The 23,745-nt window shown below is 68.4% G+C and carries 23 protein-coding genes and 2 pseudogenes; 13 read left to right on the top strand and 12 right to left on the bottom strand.

The window, feature by feature from the left end; genetic code table 11:
* Positions 1 to 112: 112 nt before the first annotated feature.
* The 3 genes from D3874_RS22755 (at position 113) to D3874_RS22745 (ending at position 2,689) form a co-directional block, all read left to right on the top strand.
* Complete coding sequence (locus D3874_RS22755; protein ID WP_119781323.1) at positions 113 to 1,264, top strand: sulfotransferase family protein; 1,152 nt, start codon at positions 113 to 115, stop codon at positions 1,262 to 1,264.
* Positions 1,265 to 1,286: 22 nt separating this feature from the next.
* A complete protein-coding gene (locus D3874_RS22750; protein ID WP_119781320.1) occupies positions 1,287 to 2,069 on the top strand; it encodes an SDR family oxidoreductase in 783 nt (260 codons plus the stop codon).
* A gap of 140 nt (positions 2,070 to 2,209) precedes the next feature.
* Entirely contained in the window at positions 2,210 to 2,689 is a 480-nt protein-coding gene (locus D3874_RS22745) for a nuclear transport factor 2 family protein (protein ID WP_119781317.1), read from the top strand.
* A gap of 63 nt (positions 2,690 to 2,752) precedes the next feature.
* On the opposite strand, the gene D3874_RS22740 is transcribed toward D3874_RS22745, so the two are convergent.
* Positions 2,753 to 4,153 (bottom strand): autotransporter outer membrane beta-barrel domain-containing protein, encoded by a 1,401-nt coding sequence (locus D3874_RS22740; RefSeq protein WP_119781314.1) that lies wholly within the window; start codon positions 4,151 to 4,153, stop codon positions 2,753 to 2,755.
* Positions 4,154 to 4,989: 836 nt separating this feature from the next.
* Between D3874_RS22740 and D3874_RS22735 the strand changes: the two are divergent.
* From D3874_RS22735 to D3874_RS22710, 6 genes and pseudogenes are all read left to right on the top strand, one after another.
* Positions 4,990 to 6,164: pseudogene (locus D3874_RS22735) on the top strand (NAD(P)/FAD-dependent oxidoreductase).
* 30 nt (positions 6,165 to 6,194) lie between these two features.
* Positions 6,195 to 6,620 (top strand): alternative ribosome rescue aminoacyl-tRNA hydrolase ArfB, encoded by a 426-nt coding sequence (gene arfB / locus D3874_RS22730; protein ID WP_119781312.1) that lies wholly within the window; start codon positions 6,195 to 6,197, stop codon positions 6,618 to 6,620.
* Between the two features lie 91 nt (positions 6,621 to 6,711).
* Entirely contained in the window at positions 6,712 to 7,332 is a 621-nt protein-coding gene (locus tag D3874_RS22725) for a PadR family transcriptional regulator (RefSeq protein ID WP_119781309.1), read from the top strand.
* Positions 7,333 to 7,342: 10 nt separating this feature from the next.
* A complete protein-coding gene (locus D3874_RS22720; protein ID WP_119781306.1) occupies positions 7,343 to 7,633 on the top strand; it encodes a DUF2218 domain-containing protein in 291 nt (96 codons plus the stop codon).
* A 70-nt stretch (positions 7,634 to 7,703) separates the two neighbouring features.
* Positions 7,704 to 7,988, top strand: coding sequence for a hypothetical protein (locus D3874_RS22715; RefSeq protein WP_119781304.1), 285 nt, complete (start codon positions 7,704 to 7,706; stop codon positions 7,986 to 7,988).
* Positions 7,985 to 8,398 (top strand): type II toxin-antitoxin system VapC family toxin, encoded by a 414-nt coding sequence (locus D3874_RS22710; RefSeq protein WP_119781301.1) that lies wholly within the window; start codon positions 7,985 to 7,987, stop codon positions 8,396 to 8,398. The genes D3874_RS22715 and D3874_RS22710 overlap by 4 nt, the downstream gene beginning before the upstream one ends.
* A gap of 1,451 nt (positions 8,399 to 9,849) precedes the next feature.
* On the opposite strand, the gene D3874_RS22705 is transcribed toward D3874_RS22710, so the two are convergent.
* Positions 9,850 to 10,470, bottom strand: a complete 621-nt coding sequence (locus D3874_RS22705; protein ID WP_119781298.1) for a TetR/AcrR family transcriptional regulator — start codon at positions 10,468 to 10,470, stop codon at positions 9,850 to 9,852.
* Between the two features lie 248 nt (positions 10,471 to 10,718).
* Here D3874_RS22705 and D3874_RS22700 point away from each other — a divergent pair, with 248 nt between their 5' ends.
* Positions 10,719 to 11,012, top strand: coding sequence for a YciI family protein (locus D3874_RS22700; RefSeq protein WP_119781295.1), 294 nt, complete (start codon positions 10,719 to 10,721; stop codon positions 11,010 to 11,012).
* Positions 11,013 to 11,015: 3 nt separating this feature from the next.
* A complete protein-coding gene (locus D3874_RS22695) occupies positions 11,016 to 11,441 on the top strand; it encodes an EVE domain-containing protein (RefSeq protein ID WP_119781292.1) in 426 nt (141 codons plus the stop codon).
* 144 nt (positions 11,442 to 11,585) lie between these two features.
* Here the strand turns inward: D3874_RS22695 and D3874_RS22690 are convergent, their stop codons facing one another.
* On the bottom strand, positions 11,586 to 12,182 hold the full coding sequence (locus D3874_RS22690; protein WP_119781289.1) for a thiamine phosphate synthase: 597 nt from the start codon (positions 12,180 to 12,182) through the stop codon (positions 11,586 to 11,588).
* Between D3874_RS22690 and D3874_RS22685 the strand changes: the two genes are divergently transcribed.
* Positions 12,181 to 12,882 (top strand): YggS family pyridoxal phosphate-dependent enzyme, encoded by a 702-nt coding sequence (locus D3874_RS22685; protein ID WP_119781286.1) that lies wholly within the window; start codon positions 12,181 to 12,183, stop codon positions 12,880 to 12,882. The two genes, D3874_RS22690 and D3874_RS22685, sit on opposite strands and share 2 nt — an antisense overlap.
* Here the strand turns inward: D3874_RS22685 and D3874_RS22680 are convergent.
* The 3 genes from D3874_RS22680 to ribA all read right to left on the bottom strand — a co-directional run bounded on the left by D3874_RS22680 (position 12,867) and on the right by ribA (position 15,344).
* Complete coding sequence (locus D3874_RS22680; protein ID WP_119781283.1) at positions 12,867 to 13,370, bottom strand: L,D-transpeptidase family protein; 504 nt, start codon at positions 13,368 to 13,370, stop codon at positions 12,867 to 12,869. The two genes, D3874_RS22685 and D3874_RS22680, sit on opposite strands and share 16 nt — an antisense overlap.
* A complete protein-coding gene (locus D3874_RS22675; RefSeq protein WP_119781280.1) occupies positions 13,330 to 14,208 on the bottom strand; it encodes a hypothetical protein in 879 nt (292 codons plus the stop codon). Before D3874_RS22675 ends, D3874_RS22680 begins: the two co-directional genes overlap by 41 nt.
* Positions 14,209 to 14,330: 122 nt before the next feature.
* Complete coding sequence (gene ribA, locus D3874_RS22670; protein WP_338016744.1) at positions 14,331 to 15,344, bottom strand: GTP cyclohydrolase II; 1,014 nt, start codon at positions 15,342 to 15,344, stop codon at positions 14,331 to 14,333.
* A 195-nt stretch (positions 15,345 to 15,539) separates the two neighbouring features.
* On the opposite strand from ribA, the gene D3874_RS22665 reads away from it, so the two are divergent.
* Positions 15,540 to 16,211: a response regulator transcription factor gene (locus D3874_RS22665; protein WP_158596174.1), complete on the top strand. Its 672-nt coding sequence runs from the start codon at positions 15,540 to 15,542 to the stop codon at positions 16,209 to 16,211.
* A gap of 137 nt (positions 16,212 to 16,348) precedes the next feature.
* Here the strand turns inward: D3874_RS22665 and pgi are convergent.
* The 6 genes and pseudogenes from pgi to D3874_RS22635 form a co-directional block, all read right to left on the bottom strand.
* A pseudogene (pgi, locus tag D3874_RS22660) lies at positions 16,349 to 18,006 on the bottom strand (glucose-6-phosphate isomerase).
* Positions 18,007 to 18,018: 12 nt separating this feature from the next.
* Complete coding sequence (eda, locus tag D3874_RS22655; protein ID WP_119781271.1) at positions 18,019 to 18,660, bottom strand: bifunctional 4-hydroxy-2-oxoglutarate aldolase/2-dehydro-3-deoxy-phosphogluconate aldolase; 642 nt, start codon at positions 18,658 to 18,660, stop codon at positions 18,019 to 18,021.
* Positions 18,657 to 20,507 (bottom strand): phosphogluconate dehydratase, encoded by a 1,851-nt coding sequence (gene edd / locus D3874_RS22650; RefSeq protein WP_119781269.1) that lies wholly within the window; start codon positions 20,505 to 20,507, stop codon positions 18,657 to 18,659. Before edd ends, eda begins: the two co-directional genes overlap by 4 nt.
* A gap of 21 nt (positions 20,508 to 20,528) precedes the next feature.
* A complete protein-coding gene (gene pgl / locus D3874_RS22645) occupies positions 20,529 to 21,242 on the bottom strand; it encodes a 6-phosphogluconolactonase (protein WP_199699222.1) in 714 nt (237 codons plus the stop codon).
* A 59-nt stretch (positions 21,243 to 21,301) separates the two neighbouring features.
* On the bottom strand, positions 21,302 to 22,780 hold the full coding sequence (gene zwf / locus D3874_RS22640) for a glucose-6-phosphate dehydrogenase (RefSeq protein WP_119781263.1): 1,479 nt from the start codon (positions 22,778 to 22,780) through the stop codon (positions 21,302 to 21,304).
* Positions 22,781 to 22,799: 19 nt separating this feature from the next.
* A complete protein-coding gene (locus D3874_RS22635; protein ID WP_199699221.1) occupies positions 22,800 to 23,705 on the bottom strand; it encodes a PfkB family carbohydrate kinase in 906 nt (301 codons plus the stop codon).
* Between the last annotated feature and the right edge of the window lie 40 nt (positions 23,706 to 23,745).

Here is a 23,745-nt window from a genome sequence, read left to right as displayed (position 1 = left end):
CCATGGCGGGGGCAGGCGTAACGCAAAGCTGTCGGGCTGGTCTGAAGTCCAAGCCCGGCACGAAAATGGATCCCGGCCTTCGCCGGGATGACGACATAAGAGGAAGTGCAATATGACCGGACACATGTCGGTCGAGGATCTGATGGACAAGGCGCGGGCCGAGACGGGCTTGAGCGATTTCGGCGACGGCTGGTTCAAGGTGCCGCTCGCCGCGCTGGTCAATTCCCTGAATGCCGAGGGTGATCTCAGCGAGATGGGCGGCTTCATCCAGGAGGCGAGCTACGTCAAATACCTGACCGAACGCCTGCGCAAGATCCAACTGTTCAAGGATCATCCCGAAATCGCCGGCGAGAAGGTCGAACTGCTGGCCGAGATCGTCGGCCTGCCGCGCACGGGCACCACGATCCTGCACCGCCTGCTCGCCTGCTCGCCCAGCCTGACCTCGACGTTCTCGTGGGAACTGCTGAACCCGCTGCCCTTCCCGGGCGAGGAACCGGGCAATCCCACGCCGCGCCAGGAAGCGGCCGAGCAGATGGCCGCGATCTACCTGGCGACCATGCCCGAGATCGCGGCGATCCATCCGCTGGACCCTCGCGGTTACGAGGAGGATGTCATGCTGCTGGACCGGTCGTTCATCTCGACCGGCTTCACCACCATGCTGAAGGTGCCGTCCTATGACGCCTTCCTGGTCGATTTCGACCAGACGCCGGCCTACCGCGAGCTGAAAGACTGGCTGAAACTGCTGCAGTGGCAGGAGCCGTCGCGCCGGGGCAAGAAATGGATCCTGAAATCGCCCCATCACCTGACCGCCCTGCCGGCGCTGTTCGCCGTCTTCCCGGAATGCCGGGTGGTGATGACCCACCGCACCCCGGCCCAGACCGTGCCCTCCTATGCCAGCATGGCCGTGGCCCTGACCAAGCCCAACACCGACAAGCTCGAACCCCTGGCCATCGGCCCGTTCTGGGCCCGGCGCTTCAAGCGCTCCCTGGGCGAGGTGCTGGCCCTGCGCGCGGCCCAGCCCGATCGTTTCATCGATGCCCGCTACGAGGATGTGCAACGCGATCCCGTGGGCGAGGCGCGCCGGGTCTATGCCGCCTTGGGGTTGCCGTTCGGCGCGGTCGAGGAACAGGCGATGGCAGTCTGGCTCGAGGAAAATGCCCGCGACCGGCATCCGGCCCACCACTACACGGCCGAGGAATTCGGCCTGACCAAGGCCGAACTAGACCGCGACTTCGCCTTCTATACCCAGGCCTGTCTGGCCTAACGACAACGAGGAGGAACAGTTCATGTTGCTGAAGGACAAGGTCATCGTCATCACCGGCATCGGCCCCGGCATGGGCGCCAAGATGGCGGTCGAAGGCGCGCGGGTCGGGGCCAAGGTGGTCATGGTCTCGCGCTCGGACTTCGTGATGAAGGACGTGCTGGCGCAGATTGCGGCGGAAGGCGGCGAGGCGATCGCGGTGCAGGCCGACGTTGCCAAGCAGGACGACTGCAACCGTGCCGCCGCCGCCGCGGTGGAAGCCTTCGGCAAGATCGACGGCCTGATCAACTCCGCCTACTACCACCCGCCCATGGTGCCGCTGCTGGACAATGACGCGGACGACCTGCGCACCGCCTATGACGTGATCGTGCTGGGCGCGCTCAACATGGTCCGCGCGGTATTGCCCTCGTTCCAGGCGGCGGGCAAGGGCGCCGTGGTCAACATCGGCACCATGGCCAACCGCAAGCCGCTGATCGGCGAGGGCGGCTATGTCCTGGCCAAGGCGGCGCTCGCCTCGCTGACCCGCCAGCTCGCGCACGAGCTGGGGCCGCAGAACATCCGGGTGAACACCACCATCATGGGCTGGCTGGGCGGGCCGGCGGTGGAGATGTTCCTGGAATGGAAGGCGATGAGCAGCGGCCGCACCAAGGACGAGGTGGTGGCCGAGACCGTGGGCCGCATCGCACTGGGCAAGATCCCGCCCGACGAGGAATGCGGCAAGGCTGCGCTCATGCTGCTGTCCGATTTTGCCTCCCAAGTCACCGGCGCCTCGCTCGACGTGAACGGCGGCGAGTTCATGGCACCTTAGTTTGTTGTTTGCGTCATCCCGGACGAAGCGCAGCGCAGATCCGGGATCTCGACCAGGACGAAGCACCCAAGCCAACGCCCACAAGATCCCGGATAATCGCTTCGCGCTTTCCGGGATGACGATGAAGACGGAGATGACCCATGGCCTTGCGTCTTGAAGACATGGAGCTGATCAAGCAGCTCAAATACAAGTACTGCCGGGCGATCGACACCTGCGATCTCGACCTGCTCGCCTCCCTGCTGACGCCGGATGCCGAGGTCGACTACCAGGGCGGCATCTATCGCTTCCACTATGTCGGCCGGGACAATGTGCTGACCGCGATCAAGGAAGCCTTCAGCCCGCAACTGGTCAGCAGCCACACCGTCCATCACCCGATCATCGAGGTGCATGACGACGACACGGCGGACGGCCACTGGACCCTGATCGACTGGACCCTGAGCCTCGCCTTCAACAACACGGTGGTCGAAGGCTCGTCCTTCTACGTCGACAAATACGTGAAGCAGAACGGCAAGTGGCTGATCAAAAAGGCCACCTACACCCGCCTGTTCGAGCGCGTCCACCAGATCGCCGACTCCAACCTGACCGCCCATGTCCTGGGCGCCAAGGCGGCGGCGGAGTAGCTGGACGGCAAGAGGCCGCCCGGTTGGGGGCGGCCTCTCGTCAGGCGGTGGCAATGGGGCGGATCAGAAGGCGATGCGGCCGCGCAGGGTCACCGATTCGTGATCGAAGTCGTCGTTGCCCACCAGGGTTTCATAGTCGACGCCGACCGCTGCCCCCGGCATGAACGGGAAGACAAGGCCGCCGCCGACCCGGCCATAGTCGCGATCGGGGTCGTTGGTGGTGGTGGTGACGGTGGCGACGCCGATCTGCTGCTGGATGACGAAGGAGTCGTCCAGATACTCATGGACCCAGCCGCCGTGGACGCGCAGCACGAAGCTGTTGCCCAGGACCAGCGAGGGCAGGCGCCATTCGCCGCGCAGGCCCAGCTCGGTGGTCAGCGAGTCGGCATCGTAACCCTCGACGGTGCGGGCGCCGGCGCCGCCGCTTTCGCTGAAGCCGTCGACTTCGGCATAGTGGTAGGCGGTGTCGAGATAGGGGCTGAAGGTCAGGTCGCCGGTGGCGCCGGTGGCGACGGGAATGTCGTAGGCGATGGAGCCCAGGGCGCCGAAATCGGTGGCGTCGACATCGCTGGAGAAGGTGGTTCCTCCCGCCAGGCGGTCGCTGTCGTAGTTGAGCCAGCTATAGCCGACCACCAGGTCGACGCTCAGCTGCTTGAACATGGTGGCCGAGCTGTAGAGCATCACGGTGATGCCGTCGCCTTCGACCGTCGACCCGGCATCGGCAATGTCGGAGTCGAGGGTGGACCAGCCCAGGCCGACACCGGCGATGAGGCTGTCGATCGGGCCCTCGTTGGTGATGAACTCGTAATCGACGCCGCCGGTGACGGCGAAACCATCCGTGTTGCTGCCGATGAGCGCGCCCTGCGTATTGTAACCCGTCTGATTGTAGGAACCGGTCAGGAAGCCGCGCAGGCCTTTGACCCCGAACAGGCTCTCGGCCATGGTGTCGCCGGCGGCGGCGCCCATCACCTGGGGTGCGCCGTCCATCATCGCGGCCACCGCGCTGGCGGTGGTCAGCTCGCCGCCGCCCAGCCGGCCGGTCAGGCGCAGGCCGAGATTGCGGAAATGGTCGCCGGTCGCCAGCATCGGCATGTCGACGTAGTAGGGCACGAACTCGGAACGCGAGCCGCCCAGCGGGATACCGCCGACCTCGCCGAAACCGAAGATGAAGGTATTGGGAATGCCGTCGGCAGCGCCGCCGTCAGACGATGGCTGGCCCAGCGAGTAGACCTCGGCCCCCACGGCCCGCAGCGCCGCCAGGGCCTCTTCTTCCGTGGCGGCCGCGCCGTAGAAGATGACGAAGGATCGCGTGCCGCCGATATCCAGGACACCGAAGTTGAAGTCGAAGGTGGCGCCGTGATCGTCCGGGCCGTTGTCGTCGAAATTGCTGTTTTCCGGCGCCGAGATCGAGCCCGTCGGCTCCAGCGGATTGCCGTTGGCAAAGCCGTTGTCGCTGCTCGCCACGACGAGGGTGGCGGGCAGGCCCCAATGGTGACGAATTCGGAGAATTCGGTCGGCGGAATATCCCAGTCCATCGCCCGGCGGTAGCGCAACTCGTCGATGCCGACCGTGCCGGTATTCTCGATCGTCACCCGTACCTCATAGAGGTGTGGGTCCGAACTGGGATGGTAGTCGTGGGTGACCGTCAGTTCGGTATCCGGCGCGGTCGCGGTACGCACCTTCACTGTTGAAATCGCACTGTCGCCGCTCGAGCGCGCGTCGGTGCCCGTGCCGGTGACGATCAGAGTGGGGTCGAACAGGTTGCGGTCGCCCGTCGATTCGCCGGCATTGCCGAAAAATTCGCCGGCGGTGCCGTCGGTCGCGAAGTCGGCGACACCCCAGGCCTCGCAGGCGCAACCTGGGGTCAGCGCGTCCTGGTCGCCCGCGGGCGAAGGCAGGAAGGTCAGGCCGACACCGCCGGTGATCAGGTTGCCTTCCGGGTTGACGCCCAGGGCCACCAGCCCGTTGTCGATGATCGCCGCCTGCGCATTGGCCGTGGATGAGAACCCGGCGCCGAGCGCAAAGGCGGAGGAAAGGGCGGCGAGAGAGACAGCGAGGCGCCGGCTGGACACGCGGAAAGTCATGATTCCCCCAAAATATGTATGCCGTCCCCCGGACGGCGGCAGACGCCGCTACATGCCCCGACTATTGCCATATTGGTGGTAGCAGGCCAAGGGTTCTCACCATTTTGGCAGGACGTGCGGCACAAGTGTGGCCTTGCTGCAACGCTGCTGATGGATTGAACCTCTTTGAGGCTTTACCTTGCCGCCGAACGGGCCGGCGGGCTAAGCACGGCGGCGATGGAAAAGCTGGATGTCATCATCATCGGCGCCGGGGCGGCGGGGCTGATGTGTGCGCTGACCGCCGGGGCCCGGGGCCGGCGGGTGCTGCTTCTCGACCATGCCGAGAAGGCCGGCGCCAAGATCCTGATTTCGGGCGGCGGCCGCTGCAACTTCACCAATCTCGACAGCAGCCCCGAGTGCTTCCTGTCGCAAAATCCCCATTTCGCCAAGTCGGCGCTGACGCGCTATACCCAGCACGATTTCATCGCCCTGGTCGAGCGCCACCGCATCCCCTATCACGAGAAGACCCTGGGGCAATTGTTCTGCGACGGTTCGGCCCGCGAGATCGTCGCCCTGCTGCTGGCGGAATGCGCGGCCGGCGGCGTCGACCTGCGCCTGGGCGTGCAGGTCGGCGGCGTCGGCCATGACGGGGCGGGGTTCCGGGTCGAGACCAGCGGCGGTACGTTCGAGGCGCCCAGCCTGGTGCTGGCCACGGGCGGGCCGTCGATCCCGAAGATGGGGGCGACCGGTTTTGCCTATGGCGTGGCCAGGCAGTTCGGCCTGGGCCTGGTGGAACCGCGCCCGGCCCTGGTGCCCCTGACCCTGGGCGGGGCGGACCTCGCCTTTGCCGCGTCCCTGTCCGGTGTTTCGGTCGAGGCGGTGGCCTCGGCCGGGCATGGCCGGTTTCGCGAGAACATCCTGTTCACCCATCGCGGCCTGTCCGGGCCGGCGATCCTGCAGATCTCGTCCTACTGGCGCCCGGGCGGCACGATCGAGCTGGACCTGCTGCCCGATCTCGATGCCGCCGCCCACCTGAAGGCGCGCAAGGAGGCCCGGCCCAAGGCGGAAACCAGGACGGTCCTGGCCGAGATCCTGCCGGCGCGCCTGGCCCAGGCCCTGGCAGCGGGCCTGCCGCCCCGCCCGATCGGCGAGATCGCGGGCAGGGAGCTGGCGGCGCTCGCCACCCGCCTGAAGCGCTGGACGCTCGCCCCGCGGGTTCCGAAGGCTTCGCCAAGGCCGAGGTAACCGCCGGCGGCATCGATACCGCCGGTCTGTCCTCCAAGACCATGGCGGCCCGGCACCTGCCCGGCCTGTTCTGCATCGGCGAGGCGGTGGATGTCACCGGCTGGCTGGGCGGCTACAATTTCCAATGGGCCTGGTCCAGCGGCTGGTGTGCCGGCCAGGCCCTGTGAGAGTGTGTGGCCCTGTGAGAAAATAGGGCCATGGGCAAGATCCGCGTCACCCACAACATCTCGCTCGACGAGAGCGAACTGGAAGAAAGCTTCATCCAGGCCTCGGGCCCGGGCGGGCAGAACGTCAACAAGGTCGCCACGGCGGTGCAGTTGCGATTCGACGTGGCGCGTTCGCCGTCCCTGCCGGAAGGCGTGCGGCGGCGCCTGATGGTGCTGGCCGGCCGGCGCCTGACCCAGGACGGCGTGCTGGTGCTGCTGGCGCGCAGTCACCGCACCCAGGAGCGTAACCGTGCCGATGCCCAGGCGCGGCTGATCGATCTGATCCGGGATGCCGCGGTGCCGCCGGTGCCGCGCCGGCCGACCCGCCCCACCCTGGCCAGCAAGGAACGGCGCCTGACCGCCAAGACCGTCCGCGCGACGGTCAAGAAGGGCCGCGGCCGCCCGGACGACGATTGAGAAAAAAGAATCGCTCCCTCTTGAATTCGACATGATTTAGATATATCTAAAATTCGACATATCGAAACTATGTCGGAAATAGAGGATATCAATGTTCAAGAGACATCAAGACGACCGGCCGGTGAGCCGGGAAGGCTGCGGCGGCCGGTTCGGCCGCCATTTCGCCCGCGGCCGGGACGATTTCGACGATCGTCATTTCGGCGGCCATGGCCGTCATGGCGGCGGCGGCGGCGGTGGGCCTGGCCGCCGGGGCCGGCGCTTCTTCGACCACGGCGACCTGCGCCTGGTGGTGCTGAAGCTGATCGCGGACAAGCCGCGCTATGGCTACGACCTGATCAAGGCGATCGAGGAAAGCCTGGCCGGCCAGTACAGCCCCAGCCCGGGCGTGGTCTACCCGACCCTGACCCTGCTGGAAGAACTGGGCTATATCGCCGTCAGCGCCTCGGAAGGGCCCAAGAAGCTGTTTGCGATCACGCCGGCCGGGACGGATTTCCTGGCCACCAACCAGGGCCTGGTCGATGCCCTGTTCGCCCGCATGGCCGACACCCGGGCGATCCACGGCGACGGCCCGCCGCCCCAGATCATCCGCGCCATGGAGAACCTGAAGCTGGCCCTGCGCCTGCGCCTGTCGCGCGGCCGCCCGGGCGAGGACGAGATCAGGGCCATGGCGGCGGCGATCGATGCCGCGGCCAATGCGGTCGAGCAGGGTTGAGGGGCGCGCGATGATGAAGTCCCACGCCCTGGTCGCGACCGCGGCCGCGCGCCGCTACATGGGCCAGATGTGCAAGCATTTCGGCCATAAGCTGCCGGTCGAACTGACCGACAGCCACGGCACCATCGCCTTCCCCATCGGCACCTGCCTGATGGAGGCCGGACCCGAGGGCCTGCGCCTGTCGGCCGAAGCAGCGGATGAGCCGAGCCTCGCCCGGCTGCAGGAGGTGATCGCCAGCCACCTGGCGCGCTTCGCCTTCCGCGAGGTGCCGGCGATCGTCTGGGCGCCGATCTCGGCGTGAAGGCCGGGCAAGGGCTGGTGCCTTTCCTCTGTTTCTGGTAATATTTCCGGAAATAAAGGCAGCAGATACCATGCCCGGAATTGAAAAGAACGCCCTGGCCGCCCATCGGCGCCGATTGAAGCTGAAAGGCATCGCGCGGGTCGAACTGCGGGTGCCCGCCGGTGACGCGCCGTTGCTGCGGGGTGTCGCCGACGCGCTGTGCGATCCCGCCCGCGGGGGCCTTGCGCGGGAAATCCTGCGCAGCCACTTCGGATTGGGGGCAAGGCCGGGGCTCAAGGCCCTGCTGGCCTCGGCACCACTCGATGGTGTTGAACTGGAGCGTGATCCGGCGCCGGCCCGGGATGTCGAGTTTTGAATTACCTCATCGACACCAACATCATCTCGGAACTGCGCAAGGGCCCGGCCATGGATCCCGGCCTCGCCGCCTGGTACGCGACGATCGACGACGACGCCCTCTATCTCAGCGTGCTGGTGGTAGGCGAAATCCGCCGCGGGGTGGAGCGCCTGCGCCCGCGCGATGCCGCTCGGGCGCAGGCGCTCGAAACCTGGCTGGACGCGGTGAAACTTGCTTTCGCCGGTCGTATTCTGGCCATCGACGAGGCGGTCGGCGAAGTCTGGGGGCAACTGACCACGGGCCGCAGCGTGCCGGCGATCGACGGCCTGCTTGCCGCCACGGCCAAGGCGCGGGGGATGACTCTGGTCACGCGCAATGTCCGCGATCTCGCCGGGCTGAATGTGACCATCCTGAACCCATTCGCGAGCTGACAAAGAAAGGCCCGACGCCGGCATTGCTGCCGAGGCCGGGCCGAGTTCGGTCCGCCGTGATACGCAGGCGGACCTCAGGGTGGAAAGTCGACGGCCACAACTGGGCGGCCGACCCTCCGGGGAAGTTTGGCCTCTCAGGCCAACTGAATTCCGAGAGTCTGGCCGATCAGGCGAGACCGACGTTCTGCGCAGTCTGGACGGCCAGGGCGAGGCCGTAGAGCGCAACCGCGGCGATCGCCAGACGGTTCAACAGGTCGGTCGTGTTCAGGCGCAGCGTGTTCATGGTTCTGTTCCTTCCCGAATTCTAGGAGCCTGGCTGGTTACGCCAGGCCCACGTTCTGCGCGGTCTGCAAGACCAGGGCCGCGCCGTAGATCGCCACCGCGGCCAGGGCCAGGCGGCTGAAGAGGTTCTCGATCGACATCACCATAACCTTTCGGGTTCCGCTCGGGCCGGCCGTCAGGCCAGGCCGACGTTCTGGACGGTCTGGAGCGCCAGGGCGAAGCCGTAGAGGGCCACCGCGGCAACCGCCAGACGGGTGAAGAGGGTGTTGGTGTTCAGGTTCAGCTTGGTCATCGTCGTATTCCTTGTCTTGAGTTTCGCTGCCCGCCTTATCAGGCGATCGCGGCGAGGTGGCTTGCGGTGTCGATCACCAGGGCGGCGGCATAAGCCACGACCGCGATGGTGGCGAATCGGGTGAAAATCTCGTTGAAGGCCAGCTTGCGCATCTCGGCTCTCCGTCTCTTGTCTCGTTCCTCAGACAGCCAGCACGTTGCCGGTCATCTGAACCAGGGCGGCCGCGCTGTAGGTCAGTACCACCAGCGTGGTGATGCGATAGAAGCTCAGCTTCGTCGCGATGTTTGCGATGGTCCTCATGTCCATCCCTCCTACCAGATCGTTCCGGTGGGTCCCCGTGGGGCCATCACCGCTGAACGATGAATAATAAATATCCCAAAAATTATTTACTGCAAGAGGCAAATGCCAACTTTTGTAAATTTTTTTGAGATCGTTCACTATTTTCCTGGGGGTCCCGCCCTGAACGGCAGCGTTTCTGCGCTTCTTGATGGAAGAAGCGATTTTTGTTCACCCGTCACAGACCGGAAGAATCGCCCCGGCGCGTTACGATTGGTGAACCAGCACCCTTAATATAGGGGCGGATTGTGAACAGACAATTTGTCAGTCATCGTTTCCGCCCGGTCGTTGCTGCATTGCAACATGGGGCTGAGGGCACTTAGCCGGCGGAATCGGGCGGAAATAGGGCAGGTGCGGGCTGCGCCGGCGGCTGCGGCGCCCAGGTCACATAGACCAATGTCTAGTCAAAGAGAGCCCTCTCCTCTCGAGAGGAGAGGGTTGGGTGAGGAGGGGAGCCTGGTCTCGACATGGTGCGTCCCACCTCCCCCAACCCCCTCCCCCGACGGCGGAGGGGGCTCTTTATTGAGATGCGGAGGGCGCTTCAGGCGGCTTCGCCGGCCTTGGCCAGGGCCTTGGGCCGGGCGCGCAGGCCGTTGATCAGCAGGTCGATGACGCCGGCGGCTTCCCGTTCCAGCTTGTCGAGGTCGAGACTCGAGAAGAGCTGCGGGTAGCGGAACTTGATGGTGGCGGACTGGATCATCTCGGCGGTGAAGTTCACGTCGTCGATGTCGAACTCGCCGGTGGCATTGCCCATGGCCAGGATTTCGGCGATCAGCGAGCGGACCCGGGCCAGGCCCTCGTTGGAGACGTGCGGGCGCTCGCGCGCGACGATCTCGGCCATTTCGATCCAGTGCGGCTCCTTCTCCAGCTCGTGGAAGGTGATGGCCATCTGTTCCATCAGGAAGAAGCGCAGGCGCTCGATCGCCGTGACATTGGGGCGGCGGACCACCTCGCGGAGCTGCTCGGCCGTGCGGATGAAGCTCTGCCGGGCGATTTCCTCGGCGATGTCGAGCTTGGACATGAAATAGCGATAGAGATTGCCGGCCGACATTTTGCAATCGGCGGCCAGTTCGGCCATCGTGGTCTTGCCATAGCCATAGCGCTGCAGGCGATCCATGGCGGCCGCGATGATCGATTGTTTGATTTCTTCGTGACGCTTCATCCCAGTCGCAACTTTTATCTAAATCCTGAACGCTGACGATAACATTCATACCTGCCATGCCAAATTGGCAAGGAAATTCGCGATGTTGCAGGGCAGCATGCGAATCTTGGGCGAATTGATTCAAATATGGGGTTGATTGCGACCGGGGCCAGGGCCGCATGGCTCCCGTGCGCCGGGAACCGCTGGTGCCCGCGGGGGCAAATCCGCTTAGAGTCTGGCCATCGTCAGAATCAGCCGGGACCCAAGCGATGCTTTTTGCCGTGATCTGTACCGACAAGCCCGACGGCATGCCCATCCGCCTGGCCAATCGCCCGGCCCATCTCGACTGGCTGAAGGCGGCCGGCGCGCGCATCAAGCTGGCCGGTCCGTTCCTGACGCAGGACGGCCAGGCCATGACCGGCAGCCTGCTGGTAATCGAGGCCGACAGCGAGCCCGCGGTGCGCGAACTGGCGGCGCAAGACCCTTACGCCGTGGCCGGCCTGTTCACCCGGGTCGAGTTCAAGCCCTGGCGCTGGGTCATCGGCGCCCCGAGCGAGGGCTGAGCCATGGCGGCGAAGAAGGGCCATTTCCTGGTCAAGTCCGAGCCGGGCGCCTGGTCGTGGGACGACCAGGTCAAGGCCGGCACCACCTTCTGGTCGGGCGTGCGCAACTACCAGGCCTCGAACAACCTCAAGGCCATGAAGCTGGGCGACCGCTGCTTCTTTTATCATTCGGTCGACGAGAAGCAGATCGTCGGCGTGGTCGAGGTGGTGAAGGAATATTACCCCGACCATACCGACGAGAGCGGCCGCTTCGGCATGGTCGACCTCAAGGCGGTGGAACCGCTGAAGACCCCGGTGACCCTGGAGCAGATCAAGACCGATCCGCGCCTGAACCACCTGGCCCTGGTCAAGCAGTCGCGCCTGTCGGTGATGCCGATCGACGATGCCGCCTGGAAACTGATCTGTCAGTTGGGCGGCATCAAGGGCTGAGGAATCCCTCTCCGCCGCTTGGCGGGGGAGAGGGAAGGGGCCCGTCGCGTCAGCGATGGGAAGGGTGAGGTGGTGGATGGGTCGCGTGCCCTATGCCGCCGACCCACCTCACCCCACCCTCTCCCCCTGAAGGGCGGAGAGGGCTTAGAGCGAGCCGAACGCACCAATCGCGCCGATGCCTGCAGCACCACTACCATACAGTCGTTGTGCAGTCCGAGCGTCGATGCCGCCCAGGGCATAGACGGGCAGGCCGGCCTGTCGCGCCAGGCCGGCAAACCGCACCACGCCCAGGCAGGGGGCACCCGGATGGCTTAGTGTCGGCAGGACCGGCGAGAGGAAGGCCGCGGCGACACCGGCGCGGCGCGCCCGGTGCAGGGCGGCCAGGGAATGGGCGGCGGCGGTGGCGAAGCCCCTGACCCGGGCCGGCAGTTGCCGTTCCGGCCAGTGCACGCCGGCGGCCCCGACGCGGCGCGCCAGCCCCAAGTCGCCCGAGACCAGCAGGCGCAGGCCCCGCCGGCGGGCGACGGCCGCCAGCGTCCGGGCCAGGACCAAACGTTCCGCCGCGGCCAGATCGCCATCGCGCAGGATGATCAGGCTGCCCCGCGGCAGGCGCCCTGCCGCCGCGACCGGATCGGGCAGGCGGGTGCGGTCGGTCAACAGGGCCAGCGGCGGCAACAGGCCCCTGGCGGGATGCCGGGCATTGAGGCGGCGGGCCGCGGTTGTTAGTGTCCCCAGCGTCATGACCTTGTCCGATTCCGCCCAGACCCTCGCCGATCGCCTCGCCCATGTCGAGGCGCGCATGGCCAAGGCCGCCCGCACCGCGGGCCGCGCGCCTGGCGAGACGCGCCTCGTCGCGGTTTCCAAGACCCACGACGCGGCGACCGTCGCCCAGGCGATCGCGGCCGGCCAGCGCTGCTTCGGTGAAAACCGGGTGCAGGAGGCGCAGGGCAAATTCCCCGCCCTGAAGGCGCAGTTTCCCGATCTCGAACTGCACCTGATCGGTCCCTTGCAGACCAACAAGGCCAAGGATGCCGTCGCCCTGTTCGACGTGATCGAATCGGTCGACCGCGAGAAGCTGGCCGCCGCCATCGCGCAGGCCAGTGCCACGCTGGGCCGCCGGCCGCGCTGCTTCATCCAGGTCAACACGGGCGAGGAGCCGCAGAAGGCCGGCTGCCTGCCGGGCGAGACCGACGCCCTGGTGCGCCTGTGCCGCGAGACCTACAAGCTCGACCTGGTCGGCCTGATGTGCATTCCGCCGGCCGATGACGAGCCGTCGCTGCATTTTGCCCTGCTGTGCAAGCTGGCGGCACGCAACGGGCTGGCCGAACTGTCCATGGGCATGTCGGGCGACTACGAGGTGGCGATCCGCCTGGGCGCCACCTATGTCCGCGTCGGCAGCGCCATTTTCGGCAGCCGGCCGCCGCTTCAGCTCGGGGCGTGAACCACCAGCCGGGTCAGCGGCGTGGCGCCTTCGAGTATGGTGAGCAGATCGGGCAGGGCCAGCGCCACGCAGCCGGCGGTAGGCCCGCCGTCATGACGCTTCAGGTGCATGAAGATGGCGCTGCCGGCGCCGGCCACCGGCGGGTCGTCGTTGTGGCCGACGACGACGACGACGTCATAGAGATGGTCGTCGCGCCACATGACCTCGTGGCTGGCCACGAAGGGCAGGGTGATCGGGCGGTTGTAGGCCGGGTCGGCCGGGTCGTCGCACCAGCCGTCGTAACGGCCGATTCGCACCGTGGGCAGGCCGGTCACCGGGGCTTCCAGGCGATCGGGCCGGAACAGGACCCGGCGCAGCGGCCAGATGCCGGCCGGCGTGCCGCCGTCCCCCTCCCGCTTGTCCTCGACGACGCCACCGCGCCCCAGGGTGGCGAGGAAGGTGTGGCCGTCAAAGGTCACGCGGCCGTCGGCAAAGACTTCGATATCCATCGCGCCGGACTATAGCGCCTCGGCGCCCCGACGCCAGGGGGTGCCGCTCAGGGGTAGGCAGGGCGGCCGCCGCCGTGCTGGGCCCGCTATAGCGCGCCATGTTTTCCTGCATCATGCGCAAGGCGGCCTCGTAGCTCGCCTTGTCGTCCGGGCGGATGTCGAGGGGAACCGGCCGGGGCGGCTTGGCACCCACGGCGCGGGCCGGGAAGAAACGCCGCGCTTCGGTCGATCCCGCGGCCGCGGTCGATGCCGGCGCCGGGCTCGCCGTTGCGGCCTCGGCGGGCTGGCCGCCGACCGAGCGAATCAGCGCATCGAACGAGGCCGGGCTCAGTTGCGGCATGTTGGCGGCGGCCAGGGTGGCCGGCTTGGCTGGCGGGGCGGCGGCGGTTTCCGGCGGGCGCGTGGTTGCCTCGGCGATCAGGCCGCTGGGGGCGGACGCCGTCGCGGTGGCCGGCGTCGACGGGCCGATCCCGAGGGCGGCCATCATCTGGGCGCCCGGGTCGCTGCCGCTGACATCCTCGATCATGGCGCTGGCGGCGCCGAAGGCGGCGCCGATCGGCCCGCCGAACAGCATGTCGCCCATCACCCTGGTGGTCGGCTTGATCGTGTCGCCCGTGATGGCGCGGTAGATGGTCGAGACGACGGGGAGGTGCTGCAGCGGGTTGATGATGTCCAGGAAATCGTTGAAGGACATCTCGGGATCGCCGGGCCGGGTCGGGCCGAAGAAGGGATCGTCGCCGTTCCCGCCATCCTTGCCGCGGCCGATCGCCGGGCGCGGTCGCGCCGGTTCGGCGGCGTTGCGCGCAATCTCGTTGACGGGTGTGGTGGCGGCTTCCATGGCCTTCCTCCTTGGCTCGGGAGAAGACAATGCACTCCCCGTGCCAAGCGCGAGGGCCGCGCAAACCAAGGGTCCGCCGCGACAGGCCTCGGGCGCCCGGCAGATCCTGCCGGGTCAAACCCTCACAGCAGATGGCCGCTCTTGGCCTTCTTGGTGGCGAGGTAGAATTCGTTGTGGTTGTTGGCGGGGAAGGCGTGGGGCACCCGTTCCACCACATTGATGCCCGAGGCGACCAGCCCTGAGACCTTTTCCGGGTTGTTGGTCAGCAGGCGCACCGCGTCGAAGCCCAGCAGGCGCAGCATCTCGGCCGCCGGGCGGAACACCCGCTCGTCGGGATCGAAGCCCAGGCGCTCGTTGGCCTCGACCGTGTCGAACCCCTGGTCCTGCAGGCGGTAGGCCTTCAGCTTGTTGACCAGGCCGATGCCGCGGCCTTCCTGGGCCAGGTACAGCAGCACGCCGCCGCCGGCGGCGGCGATGGTGCGGATGGCGCCACGCAACTGCTCGCCGCAGTCGCAGCGCAGCGAACCCAGCAGGTCGCCGGTGAAGCATTCGGAGTGCAGCCGGGCCAGCACCGGCTCGCGCCGCGTCGGCTCGCCGATCACGATCGCCAGATGCTCGATGCCGCCGTCGGGCGGGCGGAAGGCGATGATCCGGGCTACTTCCGCATCGGCCAGCGGCACCCTGGCGTCCGAGACGATGCGCAAGGCTCGTGCCGCCTGGTCGTCATAGGCGGTGATGGCATCGGCATCGACGCACAGCAGGCCCTGGGTGTCGGCCGCGGTGGCGACCAGCGCCGCCGGCAGCAGGCGGGCCAGCTTCAGTAGCTTCACCGCCGCGAATTCGGCCGCCATGGGCGCCCGGCGCAGCACGGCAAAAGGCCCGCGCAGCGGATTGTCCAGGTCGGCGGTGGGATCGGCCAGCGAGGCGATGGTCGCGGCATCGAGATGGGCGTCGAGCGGCAGCGCCACCGGGTCGCCGACCAGCGGGCGCAGTTTCAAGGTCGCGGCGCGGCGGTTGGTCAGCAGCAGGCGCGGCGCAGCCGACGCGCCGGCGGCGGCGACAAAGCCGGCCAGACGCTCGGCCGTGGCATATTCGGCGGCCGTCAGGTGCAGGACATTGCCGCCCGGGTCGCTCACCGCGACGCTTAAGCCTCGGCGTAGTTCGGAGACGGCGCGATCGACCGCGACCAGGGCGGATGAGGGGGCGGAGCCAAAGGGCGAAGACATGGCGCGCAGTCTAAGCACAAGTTCGGGCGGCATGCAGCAAGGCGTCGAGAACGTTGCGGCATGGCTCCCTTGCGGCGCGGGGATCGCGGTCGCAAAATTCCGGCCATGCCGAATCGCAACCCCAGACCGCAGGAGCCGGCCAGGCTGCTCGTCGCCGTCGGCGACGAGGTGTTGCGTCGTGCCCTGGTGGAACCCCTGGCGCAGGCCGGCTATATCGTCGAGGCGGTGGCTGGGCCGCAGGCCGCCCCGGCGCATTTCGCCGGTGCCGACCTGGTGCTGGTCGACCGGGCGGAAGGGGCGGCCGACGCCGTCCTGACCGCGGCGGGCTGCACCCTGCCCATCGTCGCCCTGACCGCGGCCGACGACTCGCGGCCACCCGCCGGTGCCGGCGGGCAGGTCAGCCTGCTGCGCAAGCCCCTGCGGATCGAGGCCGTGCTGGCCGGCGTGCAGGCGGGCCTCGCCGCCGGGGCGGGCGCCCTGGCCATCGGCCCGTGCCGGTTGTTCGCCTCCTCGCGCATGCTGGTGGGGGCTGCGGGCGAGCCGGTGCGCCTGACCGACAAGGAAACCCAGATCCTGGCCCGCCTGGCGGCCGCGATCGGGCGGGTGGTGCCGCGCGAGATCCTGCTGGCCGAAGTCTGGGGCTATGGCGCGGCGGTCGCCACCCACACCATCGAAACCCATGTCTACCGGCTGCGGCGCAAGCTGGCGAAGGCGACCGCCGACGGTGCCGGGCTGATCCTGGCCGAAGGCGGCGGCTATCGCCTGGCGATCGGCTGAGGCCGGCCCCGGCGGCTGCTGCACCAAAAAAAGGCCCTGAAGGCAAGGGCGGCGAAGCCGTGTCTTCAGGCCCAGGCAACACCGGCGGAGGAGAGCTTGCCGGTGTGGGAGGTGACGCCCTAAGGCGCGCGCGAAGGTCATAATCGCGGCAGATCGCCGGCCGGCAGGGCCACGGCCGCCGCCGCCAGATGGTTGACCAGGCCCGCGGTCGATGAATCGTGGTCGCTTGCCCGCATCCTGCCTTCGATGACCGGCAGCAGGTCGGTGGCGAGTTCCTTGCCCAGTTCCACGCCCCATTGATCGAAGGCGTTGATGCCCAGGATGGCCGCCTCGACGAAGACGCGGTGCTCGTAGAGGGCGATGATCCGGCCCAGCGTGAACGGATCCAGCCGGCGATAGGCGATGGTCACCGACGGGCGATTGCCGGGAAATACCTTGTGCGGGGCCAGGGCCTCGATCTCCGCGGCGCTGCGGCCTTCCCGGGCGAGGTGCGCCCGCGCCTCCTCCAGTGTCCGCCCCTTCATCAGGGCCTCGCTCTGGGCCAGGCAATTGGCGACCAGCAGACGGTGATGCTCGGCCATCTGGGGCTCGTGACCCTCGGCCGCGACCAGGAACTCGCAGGGAACGACATCGGTCCCCTGGTGGAGCAACTGGTAGAAGGCATGCTGGCCGTTGGTGCCGGCCTCGCCCCAGACCAGGGGACCGGTCGGGTGCCCCACCGGGTGCCGTCCTGCTTCACCCGCTTGCCGTTCGATTCCATCTCGAGTTGCTGGAGATAGGCCGGCAGGCGGGCCAAGCGCTGGTCGTAGGGCAGGATGGCGCGCGACTGGTAGGCGCAGATGTCGCGATGCCAGATGCCGATCAGGCCCAGGATGACGGGCAGGTTGGTGGCCAGCGGCGCCGTGCGGAAGTGCTGGTCGACGACATGGGCGCCGGTCAGGAACGCGCGGAAGCGCTCGGCGCCGATCGCGATGATGACCGGCAGGCCGATGGCCGACCACACGGAATAGCGCCCGCCGACCCAGTCCCAGAAGCCGAAGGTCCGTTCCGGCCGGATGCCGAACTCGACGACGCGGTCGATCGCCGTGGAGACCGCGGCGAAATGGGCGCCGACCGCCGCCTCGCCCAGCGCCTGCGCGATCCAGCGGCGCGCGGTGCGCGCATTGGTCATGGTCTCGACCGTCGTGAAGGTCTTGGAGGCGACGATCACCAGGGTGCGCGCGGGAACAAGGCCGCGGATGGTATCGGCGATGTGCGCCGCGTCGACATTGGAGACATAGTGGATGCGCGGCCCGTCATGGCAGGCGGCCAGCGCCTGCGTAACCATGGCCGGCCCAAGGTCGGAGCCGCCGATGCCGATGTTGACGACATCGGTGAACCGCCCGCCGTCGGTCGAGACGATGTCGCCCCGGCGCAGCCCTTCGGCGAAGCAAAAAAGCCGGTCCAGGGTGGCGTTGACCTCGGGCATGACGTCGATGCCGTTGACCATGACCCGGCCGCCGGACCTGTTGCGCAAGGCGGTGTGCAGGACCCTTCGGTGTTCCGTGCCGTTGATCGCCTCGCCGGCGAACATGGCATCGCGCTTGGCCGCCACCGCGGTCGCCTGGGCCAGCCGGGTCAGCAGGGCGAACGACCGCTCGGTGAGCGCCGTCTTCGAATAGTCGATCAGGAGATCGTCGAGCCTGGCGGAGAAACCGGCGAACCGATCGGGGGTTTCGGCGAAAAGGGTGCGGAGGTGGCGCTCCCGCGTCTCTTCCCGGTGGGCGGCGAGCTCGGCCCAAAGCACGTCCTGCATCCTCGTCTCCTCCTATCGGCCCAGGGCGTTGGCTTGCGCCGCGGCGGCGCTGATCGCCGGCCAGTCGGCGGCGGCGATCCGGGCGCGGGTAACCATCCAGGAACCACCGACACAGACAACATTGGGCAGCGCCAGGTAGTTCGGCGCCGATGCCGGCGTGATCCCGCCCGTGGGGCAGAAGCGCAGTTGCGGCAGGGGCGAGGCCAGGGCCGACAGATAGGGCACGCCGCCCGCCGGCTCGGCCGGGAAGAACTTGGCGAAGCGATAGCCCCGCTCGATCAGGGCCATCGCCTCCGAGGCCGTGCCGATGCCGGGCAACAACGGCAGTGCCTCGCCGGCGGCGGCGTCGAGGAGGCGCGCCGTTGCCCCGGGGGATACGGCGAATTTGGCCCCCGCGGCGCGCACCTGGGCGAGTTGGGCGGGATCGAGCACCGTGCCGGCGCCGACATCGGCCGCCGGCACCTCCGCGGCGATGGCCCGGATCGCCTCGAGCGCCGCCGGCGTGCGCAGGGTGATCTCGATCGCGGTGAGACCGCCGGCGACCAGGGCGCGGGCCAGGGGCACGGCCTGGGCTGCATCGTCGATCACCACCACCGGCACGACCGGCGCCCGGTTCAGGATGGTGTCGAGGCTGGCTTGCAGGAATTCGATCATGCGAAGCCTCCGGCGAAAATGGTGCCGCCGGTATCGGCCGTGCTGACGGCCGCGCGGAAGGGCGCGAACAGCTCGCGTCCCACGCCCCGGTGGGAGGGGCCGAGGTCGATCATTTCAGGGACGCGGGCCGCCCATTCCGCCGCCGGCACCAGCACCGTCAACGTGCCGGCCACCGCGTCGACACGGATGACGTCGCCTTCCCTGATGCGGGCGATCGCCCCGCCTTCGGCGGCTTCAGGGGTTACATGGATGGCCGCGGGGACCTTGCCCGACGCGCCCGAAAGCCGGCCGTCGGTGACCAGGGCCACCCTGGCGCCCAGGTCCTGGAGCACGCCCAGGGGCGGCATCAGCCGGTGCAGTTCGGGCATGCCGTTTGCCTTCGGCCCCTGGAAGCGGACCACGGCGACGAAATCGCCCTGCAGCTCGCCGGCCTTGAACGCGTCATGCAGGGCCTCCTGGTCGTTGAAGATGCGGGCGGGGGCCTCGATGACATGACGCTCGGCCGCGACCGCCGAGGTCTTGATGATGGCACGGCCGAGATCACCCTCGAGCAGGCGCAGGCCGCCGGTCGGCGCGAAGGGCGCGCCGGTTCCCCGCAGCACCGCGGTATCGCCGCTGACCTGTGCGCCGTCGCGCCAACCCAGCTTGCCCTGGTCGTCCAGTACCGGCTCCTGCACATAGGCGCCGAGCCCGCTGCCCCAGACCGTCGCCACGTCCTCGTGCAGGAGGCCTTCGCCCAGCAGTTCGCGAATGACGAAGGGCATGCCGCCGGCGGCATGGAAGTGGTTCACGTCCGCCTGGCCGTTGGGGTAGACGCGGGCCAGCAGCGGCGTAACCTCGGCCAGGTCGGAGAAATCGTCCCAGGTCAGCTTGATGCCACCGGCGGCCGCCATGGCGACCAGGTGCAGGGTGTGGTTGGTCGAGCCGCCGGTGGCGAGCAGCCCGACCAGGGCATTGGAAAAGGCCCGCTCGTCCAGCATGCGCCCGACTGGCGTGTATTCGTTGCCCAGCGCGGTGATGGCCAGGGCCCGCCTGGCCGTGGCGGCGGTCAGCGCATCGCGTAGCGGCGTGTTGGGATTGATGAAGGACGCGCCCGGCAGGTGCAGGCCCATGATCTCCATGGTCATCTGGTTGGTGTTGGCGGTGCCGTAGAAGGTGCAGGTGCCGGGGCCGTGATAGGACCGCGCCTCGGCCTCCAGCAACTCGGCCCGGCTGACCTTGCCCTGGGCATAGAGCTCGCGGATCCTGGCCTTCTCGCCATTGGGCAGGCCCGAGGTCATCGGCCCGGCCGGGATGAACACCGCCGGCAGGTGCCCGAACGACAGTGCGCCGATCACCAGGCCGGGCACGATCTTGTCGCAGATGCCCAGGAACACCGCGGCATCGAAGGTCTGGTGCGAGAGGGCCACGGCGGTTGCCAGGGCGATCACATCGCGCGAGAACAGCGACAGTTCCATGCCGGTCTGGCCCTGGGTGATGCCGTCGCACATGGCCGGGACGCCGCCCGCCACCTGGGCGACACCACCGGCGGCGCGGGCCGCGTCGCGGATCAGCTCGGGATATCGCTCGTAGGGCTGGTGGGCCGAGAGCATGTCGTTATAGGCGGTGACGATGGCCAGATTGGCGCCCTCACCGCCACGCAGCATGGCCTTGTCGCCCGGCTGGCAGGCGGCGAAGCCATGGGCCTGGTTGGCGCAGCCCAGTTGCTGGCGCCGCGGCCCCGCCGCCGCGGCGGCGGCCAGGCCGTCCAGGTAGCGCGACCGAGTGTCGTGGGACCGGCGGGCAATGCGATCGGTTACTTCGGCGACGCGAGCCTGGACGCCGTAGGGGTTTGTCCGAGTGGTCATCTCGACCTCCTTGGTTGTGCCTCAGGGGCACCAGAAAACGGTGGGTGGCCGGGCCATGCGCAGCACTGCCCTGACCGGCATGTCGATGTCGGGCCCCGGCGCCAGGGCCTCGTCCAGCACGGACCGCTTGGCCGTGCCTTCGATGTGCAGCGCCAGGTGCTCCGCGGCCGCCAGCACCGGCAGGGCCAGGGTCACGCGCGGCTCGGCGGCACCCGGCGCCCGCATGGCGACGACACGCGCCTTCCCGGCCGGATCGAGCGCCTGGGCCAGATAATCGCCGGCGGGAAAGAACGATGCGGTGTGGCCTTCGTCGCCCATGCCCAGCACGGCGGCGGCCAGCGGCCAGTCGAGGGCGCCCAGGTTCCGCTCGATGGCGGCCAGGGCCTGTTCCGGTGCCGCATCGGCGCTGACCAGCGGGACAAAGCGGGCAATCCCGGCCGGCCCCTGAAGCAGATGGGTGCGGACCAGCCGCGCGTTCGACCGCGCATCGCTCTGCGTCACCCAGCGGTCGTCGACCAGGGTGACGGTCACCGCCGACCAGTTCAACGGTGCCTGGGCAAGTGCCTCGAAGAAGCGCACCGGCGTGCGCCCGCCCGAGACGGCAAGCATTGCAGCGCCGTCGCGGGCGATCCGCGCCGCCAGCGCCGCCGCGACGAATTGCGCCAGCGCGGCGGCCAGCATCGCGCCGTCCCCGAACACGCGCAGCGGCGGCTGGACCATGCGACCCGGTTGCATTTCCGCTCGTTGCTCCACGTCAGTTCCCTCCAGGTCAACGCTCGAGAGGCCGGATCACGTCATGCACCGTCGTCAAGCCAGGTCCGCCCGTCGCGCTCGATCAGGGCGATGGCGGCCGAAGGTCCCCAGGTTCCCGCGGTGTAGGGCTTGGGCCTTTCGCTGGTCGCGCGCCAGGCCTCCAGGATCGGATCGACCCAGCGCCAGGCCGCTTCCACTTCGTCACGGCGCATGAACAGGGTCTGGTTGCCGCGCACCACGTCCAGCAACAGGCGCTCGTAGGCGTCGGGATTGCGGACATTGAAGGCCTCGGCAAAGCTCATGTCGAGCGGTACCAGCGACAGGCGGATGCCGCCCGGGCCTGGATCCTTGATCATCAGCCACAGTTTCACGCCCTCGTCTGGTTGCAGCCGGACCACCAGGCGATTGGGCGAAACCGGGCCCGCCGCCGGCATGAACATCGAATGCGGCACGGGGCGGAAGCCGATCACGATTTCCGAGACGCGGCTGGCCAGGCGCTTGCCCGTGCGCAGATAGAACGGCACGCTCGCCCAGCGCCAGTTCGCCACCTCGGCCTTCACCGCGACGAAGGTCTCGGTCGCGCTGTCGGTCGAGCCCAGCTCTTCCAGATAGCCGGGGACGGCACCGCCGCGCGAGGCACCGGCGCGGTACTGCCCGCGCACGGTCAACTGGCCCGCGTTCAGCTCGTCGATGGGCTTGAGCGCGCGCAGCACCTTGAGCTTCTCGTCGCGCACGGCATCGGCGTCGAGCGAGGCCGGCGGTTCCATGGCGACCAGGCAGAGCAGTTGCAGCAGGTGGTTCTGCACCATGTCGCGCATGGCGCCTGCGGTATCATAGTAACCGGCCCGTTCCTCGACGCCCAGGCTTTCGGCCACGGTGATCTGGACATGGTCGATGTGGCCGGAATTCCACAAGGGCTCGAACAGCGCATTGGCGAAGCGCAGCGCCATCAGGTTCTGCACCGTCTCCTTGCCCAGGTAATGGTCGATGCGATAGACGCGGTCCTCGGGGAAAACGGCGCCGATGGCCGCGTTGACCAGGCGCGCTGACTCGAGGTTCTTGCCGATCGGCTTCTCGACCACCAGGCGGGCATTGCCGGCGGCCATGCCGTGGCGGCTCAGGCGTTCGCAAATCGGCTGAAACAGGCTGGGCGCGGTGGCCAGGTAGTGGACGTGGATAAGGTCGCTTTGCGGCGCGACCAGTTCGGCCAGGTCGCGCCAGCCCTCGTCGCCCTCGGCATCGAGGACGACATAGTTCAGCCGGTCGAGGAAGCGCTGCAATTCGGGGCCGCTCAGTTCCGTCGCCGGAACGTGGTCGACCAGGGCCTGGCGGGCGAAATCCAGGAATTGCCCGCGGCTCATGACGCGGCGCGACGCGCCGATGATGCTCGCGCGCTGCGGCAGTTGGCCGGCGAGATCGCGGTGAAACAGCGCCGGCAGCAGCTTGCGGCGCGCCAGGTCGCCGGTGGCGCCGAAGACCGTCAGCACGAAAGGATCGACGGGAATGGTGCGGCTGGTCATGCGGATGTCTCTTTCCCAGTCATTCCAGCGCCCCGACAAGGTGAGGCTCGAGGTTTGCCGCGACTTCCGCCGCGGTCGGCAGGTCGGCCCCGCGCCGGGTGCAGGTGATCGCCGCGGCAGCGGTGGCATAGGCCAGCAGATCGCCGATCGCCTCCCGGTCCAGGGCGCCGATCGCCTGCGGGTCGAGGCGGCCGGTGGTCGACAACTGCGCCAGCAGCGCCGCATGGAAGGTGTCGCCGGCACCGACGGTATCGCGTACCCTGACGCAACGCCCTGGAACGGCGACTGTTCCGGCGGCGGAAAAGGCCGTGGCGCCCTGCTCGCCGGCGGTGACGACGACCAGGCGGGCACCGCAGTCCAGCCAATAGGCCGCCGCGTCGGCAATGCTCAGCCGGCCGGCCCAGGCGATGCGGATGTCCTCGTCGCTGGCCTTGACGATGGTGGCGGCGCGGTAGAAGCGCTCGCCCGCCAGTGCCCAGCGGTCCATGTCGCCGACCACGGCGGGGCGCAGGTTCGGGTCGACGCTGATCACGCGCCGGCCCGCCTCGCGCGCGGCCAGGGCGGCGAAGGCCGAGCCCACCGGCTCCACCACCATGGTATAGGAGCCGAAGGTCAGCGCCCTGATCTCGTCCGGCAAGGCCACCGGCAGGTCGGTCGGGCCGATCGAGCGGTCGGCCGCCCCCTCGCCATGGAACGAATAGCTGGGCTGGCCGTCGGGGCCGGTGGCGATGGCCGAAATCGTCGACAGCGCGTTTGGACGCACCAGGAAGCGGCCATCGACCCCCTCGCGCTGCAGCGTGTCGGCCAGCAGGACACCGAACCGGTCGTGCGAAATGCCGCCCAGAAACGCTGGCCGGGCGCCCAATCGAGCAAGCCCGATCGCCACGTTGAACGGCGAGCCGCCGACCACGGCCCGCGCCGGCATCTCGGGGCCGTCGGGGGGCCGACGAAGAGGTCGATCAGCG

The organism is Oleomonas cavernae (assembly GCF_003590945.1).
In the GTDB taxonomy this organism is placed as follows: Bacteria; Pseudomonadota; Alphaproteobacteria; order Zavarziniales; family Zavarziniaceae; genus Zavarzinia; species Zavarzinia cavernae.
The sequence above is the reverse complement of the archived record's forward strand: the minus strand, read 5'-3'. Positions and strand labels throughout refer to the sequence as shown.

Excerpts from the sequence above, each read along its gene's own strand:
- D3874_RS22755 (WP_119781323.1), top strand. The coding sequence starts at position 113 with ATGACCGGACACATGTCGGTCGAGGATCTGATGGACAAGGCGCGGGCC.
- D3874_RS22750 (WP_119781320.1), top strand. The coding sequence starts at position 1,287 with ATGTTGCTGAAGGACAAGGTCATCGTCATCACCGGCATCGGCCCCGGC.
- D3874_RS22745 (WP_119781317.1), top strand. The coding sequence starts at position 2,210 with ATGGCCTTGCGTCTTGAAGACATGGAGCTGATCAAGCAGCTCAAATAC.
- arfB (WP_119781312.1), top strand. The coding sequence starts at position 6,195 with ATGGGCAAGATCCGCGTCACCCACAACATCTCGCTCGACGAGAGCGAA.
- D3874_RS22725 (WP_119781309.1), top strand. The coding sequence starts at position 6,712 with ATGTTCAAGAGACATCAAGACGACCGGCCGGTGAGCCGGGAAGGCTGC.
- D3874_RS22720 (WP_119781306.1), top strand. The coding sequence starts at position 7,343 with ATGATGAAGTCCCACGCCCTGGTCGCGACCGCGGCCGCGCGCCGCTAC.
- D3874_RS22715 (WP_119781304.1), top strand. The coding sequence starts at position 7,704 with ATGCCCGGAATTGAAAAGAACGCCCTGGCCGCCCATCGGCGCCGATTG.
- D3874_RS22705 (WP_119781298.1), bottom strand. The coding sequence starts at position 10,470 with ATGAAGCGTCACGAAGAAATCAAACAATCGATCATCGCGGCCGCCATG.
- D3874_RS22700 (WP_119781295.1), top strand. The coding sequence starts at position 10,719 with ATGCTTTTTGCCGTGATCTGTACCGACAAGCCCGACGGCATGCCCATC.
- D3874_RS22695 (WP_119781292.1), top strand. The coding sequence starts at position 11,016 with ATGGCGGCGAAGAAGGGCCATTTCCTGGTCAAGTCCGAGCCGGGCGCC.
- D3874_RS22685 (WP_119781286.1), top strand. The coding sequence starts at position 12,181 with ATGACCTTGTCCGATTCCGCCCAGACCCTCGCCGATCGCCTCGCCCAT.
- D3874_RS22690 (WP_119781289.1), bottom strand. The coding sequence starts at position 12,182 with ATGACGCTGGGGACACTAACAACCGCGGCCCGCCGCCTCAATGCCCGG.
- D3874_RS22680 (WP_119781283.1), bottom strand. The coding sequence starts at position 13,370 with ATGGATATCGAAGTCTTTGCCGACGGCCGCGTGACCTTTGACGGCCAC.
- D3874_RS22675 (WP_119781280.1), bottom strand. The coding sequence starts at position 14,208 with ATGGAAGCCGCCACCACACCCGTCAACGAGATTGCGCGCAACGCCGCC.
- D3874_RS22665 (WP_158596174.1), top strand. The coding sequence starts at position 15,540 with ATGCCGAATCGCAACCCCAGACCGCAGGAGCCGGCCAGGCTGCTCGTC.
- eda (WP_119781271.1), bottom strand. The coding sequence starts at position 18,660 with ATGATCGAATTCCTGCAAGCCAGCCTCGACACCATCCTGAACCGGGCG.
- edd (WP_119781269.1), bottom strand. The coding sequence starts at position 20,507 with ATGACCACTCGGACAAACCCCTACGGCGTCCAGGCTCGCGTCGCCGAA.
- pgl (WP_199699222.1), bottom strand. The coding sequence starts at position 21,242 with ATGCAACCGGGTCGCATGGTCCAGCCGCCGCTGCGCGTGTTCGGGGAC.
- zwf (WP_119781263.1), bottom strand. The coding sequence starts at position 22,780 with ATGACCAGCCGCACCATTCCCGTCGATCCTTTCGTGCTGACGGTCTTC.
- D3874_RS22635 (WP_199699221.1), bottom strand. The coding sequence starts at position 23,705 with ATGCCGGCGCGGGCCGTGGTCGGCGGCTCGCCGTTCAACGTGGCGATC.